This is a genomic window from Ruminococcus difficilis (assembly GCF_016680995.1).
Window position 1 is genome coordinate 1 of record NZ_JAEQMG010000122.1, and the last position, 14,144, is coordinate 14,144.

Below are 14,144 nucleotides of genomic sequence, written 5' to 3' on the forward strand. Positions count from 1 at the left end.
TCTCCACCATATTGTAAAAGAACCCGCTGAATAAGCGGGTTTTTACTTTTGTGTTATAAAAATGTGCACAAATTGAGCATAGCATCGCCGCTTTTATCGATAAACGACGTATGGATCAAGCGTATCGGAAGATACTATTGAAAGCGGTCAACGGGGAAAGAGAGAGTCAAAATGGAAATGGTGTTGCAGATCGTTCTGCTGATCTTGGGCTTTGTCGCGCTTATCAAAGGCGCGGATATCTTTGTAGACGGCAGCTCGTCGCTCGCGGCGATCTTCAAGGTGCCGTCAGTCATTATAGGATTGACTATCGTCGCGCTTGGTACAAGCGCTCCCGAGCTTGCCGTCAGTACCTCGGCGGCGCTCAAGGGCTCTAACGAGATCGCGCTGAGTAATGTTGTCGGTTCGAATCTGTTCAACCTGTTGATGGTGCTGGGCGTATGTGCGCTGATCAAGCCCGTCCCGATCGATAATGTGATCCGTAAGCGCGATTTCCCGTTCTCCATCATCACGACGATCCTGCTGTTTGTCGCGCTCGGCGTCGGCATGCTGGGTCGTGTGGATTTCGGTACGGTGAAGATGACGGATAACGTCGCGACGGTCAGCCGTCCGATCGGTATCGTCGCGCTGCTCGTTTTCATCGGTTATATCGCGATGCTGGTCATCTCGGCGAAGAAGAACAAAGCCGAGGGAGAGCCGGTCAAAACCATGTCGCCGCTCAAGAGCGTGCTGTTCATCCTGTTCGGCGTAGCGCTGATCATCGCGGGCGGTCAGTTCGTCGTCAATTCCGCCAAATACATCGCCGCAGCATTCGGTATGTCCGAGACGCTGATCGGCTTGACGATCGTAGCAGTCGGCACCTCGTTGCCGGAGCTTGTAACCTCAGTTGTTGCGGCTCGTAAAGGTGAGAACGGTCTCGCTGTCGGCAATGTGGTCGGCTCCAACATCTTTAACCTTTTGATGATTCTCGGCGTATCCGCCGCGCTTCATCCGATCCCGATCAACTTTGCTTCGATGGTTGATTTTGCGATCTTGATCATAGCTTCTGTTATGGTTTATATCTTCTCACTTACGAAGCATATCAACCGCGGCGAGGGTATCGTGATGATCCTGATGTATGTCGCGACCGTCGTTTTTGCGGCGCTGAGATAATCGCGCGATAATTGAATAAGAACGGACGTTTTCGCTCATACTATGGGCGGAGGCGTTTAGTATGAATAATATAAAAAAGAATAAAGCGAAAAAGCCGACCGAGCGCGTCAGCTTCTATATCGCCCTGTCTATCTGTATGATGGCGGTAGGGCTGGCGGTATGGTCAGCGTATACGTCGTTCGGTGACATGCCCGAAGAAGATGACGAAAGCTACTTCGGCTCTTTATCCTCGCCGACTGCCGCTGTAGCGCAGGAGATGACCGGCGTGACTGTACCGGCTGAGACCGAGGCTTATGAAGAAACAGAACCTGAGCCCGAGACGGAGCAGCCGACGGAAAAGCACAGTGTAATCGTCAGCGAGACCAATCCCGAGACAAAGGACGTTGCACATATCGGCGGATTGGATCCTTTACAGGCGGTACTGCGCGTAAAGGAGAGCCTGATCTGGCCTGTTAAGAGTCAGAATGTCATCAAGCCTTACAGTGAAGAGAGCGTCTACAGTAATACGATGAAAGATTACCGTGCGCATACAGGTTGTGATTTCTCAGCCGAGGAGGGTGAGAGCGTCTATGCCATGTGTGCCGGAACAGTGAAGAATATTTCTTCATCGGAATTATACGGAATCATCGTTGAGGTGGACTGCGGCGACTTTACGGTTTACTACTGCGGTCTGAACAGCGATCTGAACGTTGAGAAGGACAGCACGATCGAAGCCGGCGATACTATCGGCACGGTCGGGATGATTCCCTGTGAGAACGACAGCACGCATGTGCATGTCGAGATCAGGGTAGGGGACAGGTTGATCGACCCGCTCAGCGTAATTGACAGCGAGCGTTGAGGTATATCGGGGGAGGATTCTGCATATGATATGACAGAAGTGCCCTCGATTCGTTCAGGGGCAGACGGCGGACGCTATCCAGTGTCCGCTTTGTTCTTTTATAGAAAAATATCGACCACAATACCTTACTGTATTCGGAGAGCGGTCCGGATTTGTGCAGCATATCATTCTTGAAAATTCTGAATAAGAATTATTTTTGCTTAGATTAAAACATACAGGATCATCTATCTTATCGCGTTGAGGAGGAAAGCAGTATGATTCTAAAAAAGAAAATAGTATCGGCGATTTTAGTTGTGATCTTTGCGTTCTCTGCGCTGCCGGCTCTGCCGACTTATGCTGAGGAGGCTCCGCTTGTCGATCAGGGTGCGGGGATTGATATCGCGCCTGATGAAGCGGACGAAGCATTGTCTGATGACGATATTCTCGCCGTGACAGCAGCACAGAGCGCGCCTCGGATCACAAATATTCAAAATGAGCATAACGGCGCTGTCATCAGCTGGGAAAAGCCCGGTTCCTACGGGTTATATTATAAGGACAACGCGGACGATTCGTGGAAGCTGCTGGCGCAGGTCAGCGGGACAAGCTATACCGATCGAAGTGTAAAAGACGCGCAGGAGCGCTTCTACACGCTTAGTACCGCATCTGCTCCGAGTGTTTACAATAATGACGGCATGCGTAATGTTTACTATGACGCTCCCCTCCTTAAAACCGTCAAGAACACCGAGAGCGGCGTGCTTTTGGAGTGGAATATCCCGTGGGAGAGCCGTCCTGAATGGGAGGGTGAGCGCTTTATCGTCTATCGCAAGACCGCCTCTACCTCCTGGACAAGAATCAAAGAGTACATAACAAACAGCACCTATACCGATCAGACTGCCGTTAACGGCACGACATATTATTATACCGTGCGTATGGTGAATGAGGATGGAAAGAAGTTTATCAGTCCGTTCAAGTCCTCTGCTGCCTTGACATGCAGAATCGGTTATCCCGTTATCACTAAGATAACGAATACCGGTAAGGGTGTCAGCCTGAGCTGGGGAAAATACGCGGGCGCTTATGCCTACCGCGTGTATCATAAGAGCGCCTCCGGCTGGACGCGCTTGACTCAGACGGCGTCCCTGAGCTACACCGATACTTCGGTTAAAAACGGCGAGAACCGCGTTTATACCGTTCGTGCCGTGGATAAAAAGAACGCCTTTGTCAGTGATTTCAAGCATACGGGTTGGACAAATACTTTTTTTGCACCGCCCGTGATAGACAGCCTGGCGGTCAGCAAAAGCGGGATTACCGTCAAATGGACCGGGACGGCGGGTGTAGCCGCTTACGTTGTGTATCGCAGAACAGATTCATCCGCGTGGACGAGGCTGACTCATACAAGCGGCAATACATTTCTGGATAAAAACGTCCAAAGCGGCGGTACATATACCTATACCCTGCGAGCGGTTGATGCCGAAGGCAGGCTTATCAGCGATCATAACGGCGGTAAGTCGGCTGTTTTTGCCGTACCGCCGTCGATCGATTCGATCGAGAATCTTGTCGGCGGGGTCAAACTGGGTTGGAAAAAACCGGCAAACGTTCATGCTTACCGCGTCTATTACAAGAGTGACAACAGCTGGATTCGTCTGACTGAGACGACTGCACAGAGCTATGTCGATACCTCCGTCGTAAACGGTATGAAACGCATCTACACATTGCGTGCCGTGGACGCAAAGGGAAAGTTTGTCAGCGATTTTAACCGCGACGGCTGGAGCAACACCTTTTATGCGGCGCCTGAGATCAAGTCGCTGACCTCCGGCATGAACGGTATCGAGATCACATGGAACAGAACGTCCGGCGCAGAGGATTATCGCCTGTATCGAAAGACGGCGACTTCTTCGTGGACATGCCTGATCCAGACAACGGACACATCCTATACCGATACATCCGCATACACCGGTATTGAATATACTTATACGCTCAGGATGATTACTGCCGACGGCAGCCGTTTTATGAGCGACTGCAATTCGGGCAAGTCTATCACCCGTCTTGAGATCCCTGAGATCGCCTCCATCGAAAACACCGATGACGGCGCGAAGATCAGCTGGAACACTATGGACGGCGTCGATTGTTTCCGTGTTTATTACAAGGGTAGTAACGGTTGGGTGCGTCTCGATACCTGCTACGGAACAGGATATACCGATACATCTGTTGCTGATGGCGAAACCCGCATCTATACCCTGCGCGGACTGAACAGCGCCGGCAGCTTTGTCACGGATTTCAACGCTTCCGGTTGGACGCATACCTACTTTGCAGCCCCTGTGCTCACGTCTGTGAATTATGACGGAGAAGGCGGTTATACGACTGAGTGGCAGGCGAGAGAGGGCGTTTCCGCTTATCGTCTGTACCGCCGTGAACTCGGCGGAGAACCGATTGAGCTCGGAGATACAACGGCAACCACTTATTTTGACAATGCGGAGATCGATCATATCTACTGTTACACGCTTCGTTATCTGGGTGTGAACGGCGAGCCGCTAAGTGCCTTTCGACCGAATACGGTTTATTATTGCAACGGATCACCGTACACCGGTACCGTGAACGTGAACGGTGTGGATCGCACGTTTGAGAACGGCGTGCTGCTTGAGGGCTTTGTGACCGTTAACGATCAAACCTATTATTACAACGAGAACGGTACGCTTGCGAAAGGGCAGATCGTAGGTTCTGCCTCAACAGGATGGGTCTATGCCGACCCCGACGGTGTGTGCTGTATGGGTGAGGATATGCGCGAAGCAGCAGAGTTTATGATGACTGTTTGCCGCGGCGACACCCTTGAGGAGCGTATGAAGTACGGATATCTGTATATTGCGCACAACTTCCCTTACGAGCGCCGTTACAATACGCCGAAAGACAGCTCGACCATGCCTGCTATCGCTCTTGATATGTTCAAGAACCACAGCGGTAACTGCTATTGCTACGCGACCTGCTTTGCTTATATGGCGAAGATTGCCGGATACCGTGTGCGAGTCACGGTCGGCGCTACCGGTGCCGGCACACCTCACGGCTGGGCGGAGGTCTATGTTGACGGCAAGTGGCTGTACTGCGACCCGGAGTCCGAGCTCCCGCGCTTTAACGTCCCGGATTACAACACCTATATGAAGGAGGATCATTATTGGGCTTGCAGGTCGAATTGGCATACGGAGTTAACGCTCGATAACGACAATGCCGTCTGGAGTGAAGCTTATAAGTGATGATTACTTGATCTATCCGGCAGATAACGGCACGGTGGGGAGCGACGTCTTCACCGTGCCGGATCTGTCAGCGGAACCCTTAAAGGAATCCTGTTGTCCGATTGGTTTTTCAAAAATAAGTATTGACAATCCTGTTTGAATTTGCTATAATAACGCTTGTGAAATAAACATGCAGGTATGGCGGAATAGGCAGACGCGCATGGTTCAGGTCCATGTGAGCATTGCGCTCATGCAGGTTCAACTCCTGTTACCTGCACCACAAAAGCTCGATTATATCGGGCTTTTGTTTTTTTGCATAAAAATGTTGGCAGACTCGTAATACAAATCTTTTTACCAAGGATTAGTATAAAGCAGGGAAGGCTGTATTATCGGCTCTCTCTGCTTCTTTGCAGATGAAAGCTGCAAAGATTGCCCCGGGATAGGTACGAATGGACATTAGACAAAAATTCCGCAGAACGGTAAAATCTGCGGGCTTTTATTGGTGCCTTCAAGGCGTGAAAATAAATAGGCTGTCGCAAAACTGAAAGTTTAGCGGCAGCCTATTTGCGTTATTTTATGCATTACAGAGTGTTGTGTGTATTGTTTACCGCAAAAGTGATGCTTTCGGCGGCGATTCGTATTGGCTGTGATCCTTTTAATCCGGAATGAACGGCAGTTCATACTTGCCGAAGGAGGGCTGGGGAACATCAGCGTGGGAATCAGACTGAGGTTTTGAAGAAGTTCCGCTCTTGGAGCTTTCTCCGCTTTTGCCTGAATCGGAGCCGCTGCTCTTCTGTGAGCTTTCACTGTTGCTCCCTGCATCGGAGCCGCCGCTCTGCTTATCAGAGGCGGATTTGTCATTTTCGGCATTTTTCTCGTCAGAATTCTTTTTTTCGGATTTCTTGTCGTCGGACTTCTTGTCATCAGCGGTTGTTTCGGACTGATCGGACTTTTTGTCCGACTTTGCCTCAGTCGCTTTGTCGGCTTGTTGAGTTTCGGTGACGGTAGAAGGAGCTGTCTCAGTGTTATCCTTCTTTTCCTTTCCGCAGCCTGCCAACATGCAGATGATCAACATAAGTGCTGCGATTAACGAAATGACTTTTTTGCTCATTGTAACCTCCATAGATGTATCAGTGACTCGGAATAAACGGCAGCTCATACGGGTCGCGTGTCGGCGTCGGTGTTGTGGGAGCTGCTGTTGTGGGAGCTGCCGTTGTGGGCGTTGTAGGATCGGAATAGCCGATAATCTCGTCGATTTGATAGGGATTGTCAAAACCTACCAGATAACGCTGAATCAGTGTTGCGTCTGTGATATCGACCGTTTCGTCGCCGTTTACATCGGCAGCCTGCTCGTCAAGGTCATAGTCCTCGATCTCGGACAAAACATACTGAATAAGCGTCGAATCCGGAAGCGTGACTTCACCGTTGCGGTCGGCATCACCACGCAGACGATTGTCGGCCGCATATGTTGAAGGGAGCGTGTAAACGGCAGTCAGTATAAAGAGCAGAGCGATAACGATTGAACCTATTCTTTTCATATTACACCTCCGGTTATGCCTGCTTATAAGACCAGATCGATTTCATCTTTGTTGCTGTCAGAATAAACATAATGACCCATTCTGGGCTTTTCTTCGATTTTAGGAGCGGGGAGAATGAGTCCCAGCGCTGTGCCGGCGAAGCCGCCGCAGAATAAAACTCTGCCGAGTAAGGTTAGCCTTACGCCCAGATCGATCAGCATATGATATTTGAGGATCAAAACTACTTCGAGTATCAGGGATACTATAAACAAGATGATCACTATGACCATCATAACGGTCACGGGAGTGCGCGTGGCGTTCGGCTTTCGGTTTGTTTTTAAGATCAGATAGCCGATTGTCAGCATAATCGTAGCAAGCTGCGACATTAGGAATACCGCAAAGTACATCTTACCGGGCGTTCCGCCGGTATTCAGAAAGTCGATAATGACAGGCGCGTTAAACAGCCTTGTGACGACCAGGCCCAGAAATCCGGACACAAGCAGTATGGAACGCAGCGTTCTGACTGCGTAGGTATCGGAGAACACCAGGAATGACGCAAGGGAGATGAGGAAGTAGATGGCGACTCCGATCAGTCTGCCGACTCTGTTGACATCTATCATAAAAGACAGAAAAGTCTGGTAGGCGGCAAACAGCAGAAATGAGAAAGCGGTCAGTATTCTGATCGTGTTCTGGAATTTCAGGTTGTGAAAAATAGTATTATTCTTTGTTTCGTTCATGTTTTCGTTCATATTCTATCCTTCTTTTTTAAAGCTTTTGACTCTGTATAATTCGCGCAGTATTCCTTTTGGGTGCGTGACTGCGCCCTTGAGCGGGCGGTAGATCAACAGCAGCGGATATAGCGCTTTATGCTTAGCAAAAAAGGGATACTGCTTTTGCAAAGAGTCTCCGGAGAGGAAAAAGCGTTTTTTCAGATAACGCAGCTTTGAAGCCTTGCTGTCATCGTTGTTTAGATTTTTGACCAGCTGATTGTGCTCAAGCGTTTCATATTTACCTTTATATCCCGACATAATCAGGTAAACAAAGTCCTTTTGATCCTCTTCATCCGGCTCGCCGACGGTGAAGAGACTCTGTGACATGCGGCGTATCTTTCTCTCAAAATCGGCGATCTTGAGCTTTTGGAGCTCTGCGTCGAGGTATTCGCGATCTAAGTTGGGGTGGGCACGCCGGAAAACATAGATATCAAGCAACGAGCGCAGACCGGAGCCCGCGTGGGTATAGTGCTTGTACAGGTGGCAGAGGATATAGAGGTAAAAGTCCTCGTCCGTCATTTTAAGGCCGTATTCACTCCCCGGCAGGGGAAGGAGCTTTTCACGGATATGTTTGTAGTACCTGTCCTGATGGGGGAGCACATCCTTATCAAACAACGAATGATGCATTTCAAACTCGAGCGTCGGGGGCTTAGAATAGACGTCGTGGTTAAACCTACCGTACATCTCACAGGTATAGCCTAAGCGCTCCATGATCTGTCTGACATCGGGCATCTTTGTGTTGTCGACCAGAATATCGTTGTCGCTCATTTCGCGCATGGCGGATTTCGGATAATCGTTCTTGAGCAAAATACCCTTCAGGGGCAAATACCAGATCCCCGCTTTCTCAAGCTCCCGCGTAATAGTCGCGCGTTCTATTTCAAAGAGCGTCAGCTTGCGGATGGCTTTCTTCTGAGCTTGGTTGAAGGCGGAGGGGAGAGGGATGGTTTTCTCGAGAGCGTAGGAGACGGCAGCGGTGAGCATATGCTCGCGGGATAGGCGGTATATCTCCGCCATATCCATGCCTTTGACCCTATCCGGGTCAGGGGTCTCTTCGTTTACGGCGCAGGAGAGCAGATAGATCAGTTCCTTTGCGATCCGTATGGTGTACTCCTCCACGGTCTCAACGGGATATGTCCTACCGTTGCGGACGATGCCGGTCAGTACGCCGATGATATGACGGTCGGTGATCCCTTTTTCAGCTATCGCGCGGTTATCGCCCTTCATCGTGTATTTGCCGTTCTTAAGAGCGACGATACGGTGCATGATATACTGACCGCTATCCCGCTTATAGAGCGGGACGTCGCCGACCTTCAGCGGTTCTGTGACGGCGTTAATCACCAGCAGATCACCCTCGCGGATGATGGGAAACATGCTGTCGCCGACATTTGTATAAACCAGTCTGCCCTGCTCGGCGATGACGTCCTCGAACTTTTTATTCATCTATCGCGCCTATTTCTTTCAGACGAGTTATCGCTGCGGCTACATCGGCGCGGATAACCTCTCTGTCGCCGTCAAAGCGCTCGCAGAGGACGTCGACGATCTCTTCTTCGGTGACGTCGCGGGTCAGACACTCGGCAATCACCGAGAGGGTCTTGTTACCTTGTATCAAGCCGTGGAACTCGGTACCGGCGACGGGGACGATTACCGCCTGGCCGTCGATCTGATGGGGGATAAAGCATTCGTTTAATTTCATTAATACACTTCCTTGACGCTGACATTCAATAAAAACTCAATAATCGTTTGAGTTTTTATTGAATACCGGCATAGCTGTCGATACATTTTCTGCGCCGCCGTTCTGAGTAAAGCGCTCAAAACGGCGGCGCATTATTCGTTATTCTTTACGGAACAACATTTGTTCAGCGATCAAATTCGCTTCGCAGTAGGATTAGAATCCCAGCGGGAGGCCGAGGCCATGCTCAAATCTTCCCATATGAGTGGAATGCTGGATCGGTACGGGAGGCTCCTCACCGGAAGTGGTGATGATATCCTCTGCATCGAACTGAGTCACGTCTATAACCAGACGCTCGTAAGTCTCTTTATTCATAGTTTATCATTTCCTTTCCGATAATTAACCGAAGTAAGCGTTAGCCGCCTGGTTGTACAGGTACAGAGCCTTCGCTAGATTCTTGGCGTTTGCATCCATGTCGCTATCCAGTACTGCCGCAGCGTAATCGAGGACAGAATACTTGAACGACCGGCCTTCGATGCTGAAGGTATAGAGCGTATCGAGCTGGCTGGCAGCGATATCCGTATGCTCAACATACTGGATGAATCCGCAATCCTCAGTCCTCTTAGCGCCGTCGTAAAGCCTTCCGCTTTCATTTACATCATCAAAGTAATGTCTGATGGTGTTGCCGTCGAGGAAGATCACGCTGGTGGTGTACCACGCGCCGCCGATATCCGAGCCGATTTGCTTCAGCTCGTTGATGGAAGCGCCGGTCGTGCCGTTCGCAGTCTCGACTGCGCCGATGATCTTAGCGCTGGTGACGTTATTCATCTCGTTTGCGATAGCAGTAAGATCAGCTGCAGAGAGACCGGCGTTAGCAAGCTTTTCGGGCTTGTCTACGAGCTGGCTCTCAAATACCTTCTGAGCCATAGCGCCGTAGTTGAGCATTTCCTTGACCAGAGTCTTGACGGTCTCGGACTGGCTCTCATCGGCGAGGATGGTCTCGCCATATTCCTTGACGCTGAATGTGCCGATCTCATCGAGCGTATCGTCGTTGACGGTGACTGTAGCGGTGATGGTGTTAGCCATCTGAGCCGCGTTGACCGGAACAGAAGCTCTGATATAGCCATTGCCATCAACGTTGGCAGGCGACAGATTAACTGTATAGGTGTCATTGCCGTACTGCTTGCCATGCGTCACCTCTGCGGTGTCCCAAGTGAAGGTCGCCGAAGCGTTGTTGTTCGCCTCACCAAAGCCGGGGATCGCCTCGGAGTTGATATAGACGTTCATGGTGATCGTGCCGCCGACAGATACACTGTAACCGGCGAAGAGGTCCTGAACCTTAGCGAGAGTGCTGGTGCCGTTGCCGTTGGATACCCACTCGAAGCCTTCGGGAGCTTCCTTAGTGAAGTTATCAGCCTTGGTGACCTTGTTATCTTTGCCGACCAGAGCCTGAGCAGAAGCATCGACTACGATATTGCCGGTCATTTTGCCGCTCTCGAGGGTCAGGGAGAAGCCATCCTTAGCCTGTCCACTGGAAGCAGAAATCTCTACGTCGCCTTTGATCTCGCTTTCGCCCTTAACGGTAACGTGTACGGACGGATAGCTGGAGAAGCGGCAAACGTCGAACGCAAAGCCGCCTGCGGGGTTCGCGTTGATGGTGGTGCCGTCGATGACGATATTGCCGTTGTTGTTGGACAGTGTGTAGCCCTGAGTATAGTTCGGGTTGTTCAGGGTCAGGGTCATGCCCTCCAGCGTCAGATCGCTGTAGTTCTGAACCAGAATCTTCGCCTTTGCAGAGGTGATGGTACCGTTCTTGAAAGTGACCTTGTTGTTCTTCAGAAGCTGGAAGCCATTGGTCTCGGTGCCGGTGGAACCGACAGTCTCGCCGTCTACGGTGTAGGTGTGACCAGCGAAGTCAACGGTCAGACCGTTAGCAAACTTGCCGGCGGGAGTAACCTTGATACCGTTGCCTGCGCAATCAGCCAGCAGGGTGATAGTGTTGCCGTCCTGAGCCGCCGCGAACGCGTCAGCGAGGGTCTCGTACTTGGTGTTGCCGATCTTAGCAACATAGGGGATCGGAGCCAGCGTGCTGGTGCCGTTGCCGTTGTCTACCCATCTGTAGTCCTCGGGAGCAGCCTGAGTGAAGGTGTCAGCCTTGGTGACGTTTGCTGTGCTCGCAGTGTCGTTAATTGCAGCCTTGGCATTTTCATCGAGATTGATCTTGCCGTTCAGTTCGCCGCCATTGAGTTTCAGTGAGAAAGCCTTTTTGTTATTGTCATCGGAAACATTAATGTCGCCGTTGATAGTGCTTTCGCCCTCAACGGTTACGTCGATTGACGGATAGCTCGAGAATGTGCCGACTGTGAGCGCAGCAGCGCCAACCTCAGCGGGATCGTCATAACCTGCCCAAGTGAAGTCAGGCGCAGAAATTGTGGAATCCTTGATAACGGTTTTGCCGTTGCAAGTAGATACCGTGATCTGATTATAGTATCGACCTACCATGCTGACAGTCATGTTTTCCAGAGTCAGGTCGCTGTAGTTCTGGATCATTCTCTGAAGATCAGTATTTTCATTGGAGTTGCCGGTGATGGTACCGCCCTTGAAGGTGATCTTGTTGTCCTTGAGAAGCTGGAAGCCGATGGTCTCGGTGCCGGTAGAGCCGACAGGAGTACCGCTTACGGTGTAGGTGTGACCAGCGAAGTCAACGGTCAGACCGGTAGCAAACTTGCCCTGAGGCGCTTTGATACCGTTGCCTGCGCAATCAGTCAGAACAGTGATGGTGTCGCCGTCCTGAGCTGCAGCGAACGCAGCCTCGAGGGTCTCGTACTTATTGTCGCCGATCTTAGCAACATAGGGGATCGGAGCGAGAGTGCTGGTGCCGTCGCTGTTGTCTACCCACTTGAAGCCTGCGGGAGCAGTCTGGGTGAAGGTATCAGCCTTGGTGACCTTGTTATTATCGCCGACAAGAGCCTGAGCAGAAGCGTCGACTACGATATCGCCGGTCATGCTGCCGCTCTCGAGGGTCAGGGAGAAGCCTTCCTTCGCTTCGCCCTTAGAAGCAGAAATCTCTACGTCGCCGTTGATCTGGCTGTTGCCGGTAACGGTAACGTGTACGGACGGATAGCTGGAATAACGGCAAACGTCAAATGCATAGTTGCCGGTGCCCTCTTTAGCAATAATGGTGGAGTTATTGATAACAACATTGCCGTTGTTGTTGGACAGGGTGTATCTGCCGCTGCCAACAAGGTTACTGCCATCGAGAGTCATGCCGTCCAGAGTCAAATTGCTGTAGTTCTGAACAAGCATCTTTGCTACTTCAGAATAGATAGTACCGTTCTGGAAGGTGACCTTGTTGTCTTTCAGGAGCTGGAACGCCTGGGTCTCTGTACCGGTGGAACCGACAGTGTTAGCGTCTACGGTGTAGGTGTGACCATTGAAGTCAACGGTCAGACCTTTGTCAGCAAACTTGCCGGCGGGAGTAACCTTGATACCATTGCCGGTGCTGTCAGCCAGAACAGTGATGGTGTCGCCATCAACTGCCGCCGCGAACGCGTCAGCGAGGGTCTCGTACTTGGTCTCGCCGATCTGAGCAACATAAGTCGCAGGGGCACGGAAATTGTTAGCAAATACTTTGCCGTCTACCCAGCCGTCGGCTTGATTGCCGCTGCCGTCAGGACGGAAGTAAATGTCATAGGTGCCGGCATCATTGAGCGTGAAGTTATTAGTGGGAGCCTCCCACGCGCCATTTTTCACGACCTTGAACTCTGTGTTGGCATCGGCTGCAAAGTCCAGCAGCATGTACTCGGCGTCGTTGCCGGGGTTCTTAGTGAGCTCATAGGTAGTGTCAGCGGTATTCCACCCATTCATTGTGCCGACAAGGGCGTAGACGGGGGGAACAGCAGCAGGATCATAACCGCCGACGGTGAGTTTCACTCCATCCTGAGTATTTCCTTCTTTCGCCAGAACGACCATTTGCTTGCTCAGTTCACCGTTCTGATTGCAAAGAAAATACGTATTATCAGTTTTCGCCCATTCATATACAAAGATCCGATCACCTTGTTGGTTGACGAAACAATATCCACTGGGGTCAATATATGCAGTAAGATCGTCGTTGCATATTTCTTGAACACGTCCCTCTGAAGCATTAACGCCGTATGTGCCGCCCTTAAAAACAAGGGTTGTTGGACAATTTTCACTACAACTAACACCTGTGGAGACAGTATCGCCGACTTCAAGATTACTGAAAGTAACGCCTCCGCTATTATAGGAAGTCGCACCCGCCGAAATCGGCAGAGCAGAAAACATACCAATTACCATCAGCACAGCTAAAAGTATGCTGATGGGTCTCTTGATTGTTTTAATCATAATTTCCTCCTTAAATTTTTATACCTCTTTTTAAGAGTTTTTGTGCTTGCTTTGGTTTGGGTCTGTCCGCTGACCACATATTTTATTTGAATAAAACACCGGACATTGACTTGACAACGCCGCTGATGGATACGTGCCGATACCCTTTGCCAAGGGCGAGGGACGGCGTTGAAAAGCCAAACAAAACAAAACAATATTTTTATAAACTGGAAATGCGCATTTCGCGCATTTCGGTTTAACGGAATCATACGGCGGCTGTCGGGAGGCGCCGCGAGAGAGCACCGCAGGGCAGAGCTAAGGTTGAGCTTGCCGCGTCGGAGCAATGATATTCTTCCGGATGGTGCTCCGGGTAAAGTGGAGGGTGCGTATATTCTCTATTAGAAAAAATATACATTCTTTTTGATATTGATAATTTATTTTCGCACATTTTGCTAAAATAGTCAAGGGGTAACGGTGAATTTAATGGCAATTGTATAATAATTATTTAGGAAGCCGCCGATCAATTCGCTATATTATAAAATATGATACCATATATTTATATGGGAAAATTGCATATGATTGAAGGGCGAAAGGGGAGGAGAGGGGGCAGGCTTAGGCACTTGCCAAAATTTTGTAATGTGGTATAATAACCATATA

Annotated in this window: 10 protein-coding genes and 1 tRNA gene; 4 read left to right on the forward strand and 7 right to left on the reverse strand. The window is 50.4% G+C overall.

Annotation, left to right across the window (positions count from 1 at the left end; translation table 11 throughout):
* Window positions 1–171 precede the first annotated feature (171 nt).
* The 4 genes from JKK62_RS11605 to JKK62_RS11620 all read left to right on the forward strand — a co-directional run bounded on the left by JKK62_RS11605 (window position 172) and on the right by JKK62_RS11620 (window position 5,467).
* Window positions 172–1,149: a calcium/sodium antiporter gene (locus JKK62_RS11605; RefSeq protein ID WP_243411835.1), complete on the forward strand. Its 978-nt coding sequence runs from the start codon at window positions 172–174 to the stop codon at window positions 1,147–1,149.
* A 61-nt stretch (window positions 1,150–1,210) separates the two neighbouring features.
* On the forward strand, window positions 1,211–1,987 hold the full coding sequence (locus JKK62_RS11610; protein WP_201428023.1) for a M23 family metallopeptidase: 777 nt from the start codon (window positions 1,211–1,213) through the stop codon (window positions 1,985–1,987).
* 254 nt (window positions 1,988–2,241) lie between these two features.
* A complete protein-coding gene (locus JKK62_RS11615; protein ID WP_201428024.1) occupies window positions 2,242–5,208 on the forward strand; it encodes a transglutaminase domain-containing protein in 2,967 nt (988 codons plus the stop codon).
* A gap of 171 nt (window positions 5,209–5,379) precedes the next feature.
* Window positions 5,380–5,467, forward strand: a tRNA-Leu gene (locus JKK62_RS11620).
* 375 nt (window positions 5,468–5,842) lie between these two features.
* Here the strand turns inward: JKK62_RS11620 and JKK62_RS11625 are convergent.
* From JKK62_RS11625 to JKK62_RS11655, 7 genes are all read right to left on the reverse strand, one after another.
* Window positions 5,843–6,298: a hypothetical protein gene (locus JKK62_RS11625; RefSeq protein ID WP_201428025.1), complete on the reverse strand. Its 456-nt coding sequence runs from the start codon at window positions 6,296–6,298 to the stop codon at window positions 5,843–5,845.
* Window positions 6,299–6,317: 19 nt separating this feature from the next.
* The gene (locus tag JKK62_RS11630) at window positions 6,318–6,725 is read right to left on the reverse strand and encodes a dockerin type I repeat-containing protein (RefSeq protein WP_201428026.1); all 408 of its coding nucleotides are present in this window, start codon (window positions 6,723–6,725) and stop codon (window positions 6,318–6,320) included.
* A 23-nt stretch (window positions 6,726–6,748) separates the two neighbouring features.
* Entirely contained in the window at window positions 6,749–7,453 is a 705-nt protein-coding gene (locus JKK62_RS11635) for a hypothetical protein (protein ID WP_201428027.1), read from the reverse strand.
* Window positions 7,454–7,456: 3 nt separating this feature from the next.
* Window positions 7,457–8,914, reverse strand: a complete 1,458-nt coding sequence (locus tag JKK62_RS11640; protein WP_201428028.1) for a nucleotidyltransferase family protein — start codon at window positions 8,912–8,914, stop codon at window positions 7,457–7,459.
* The gene (locus JKK62_RS11645) at window positions 8,907–9,167 is read right to left on the reverse strand and encodes a PqqD family protein (protein ID WP_201428029.1); all 261 of its coding nucleotides are present in this window, start codon (window positions 9,165–9,167) and stop codon (window positions 8,907–8,909) included. The genes JKK62_RS11640 and JKK62_RS11645 overlap by 8 nt, the downstream gene beginning before the upstream one ends.
* Window positions 9,168–9,359: 192 nt before the next feature.
* The gene (locus tag JKK62_RS11650; RefSeq protein ID WP_201428030.1) at window positions 9,360–9,518 is read right to left on the reverse strand and encodes a hypothetical protein; all 159 of its coding nucleotides are present in this window, start codon (window positions 9,516–9,518) and stop codon (window positions 9,360–9,362) included.
* Window positions 9,519–9,542: 24 nt separating this feature from the next.
* Window positions 9,543–13,076, reverse strand: coding sequence for an autotransporter outer membrane beta-barrel domain-containing protein (locus tag JKK62_RS11655; RefSeq protein WP_207752185.1), 3,534 nt, complete (start codon window positions 13,074–13,076; stop codon window positions 9,543–9,545).
* Window positions 13,077–14,144 lie beyond the last annotated feature (1,068 nt).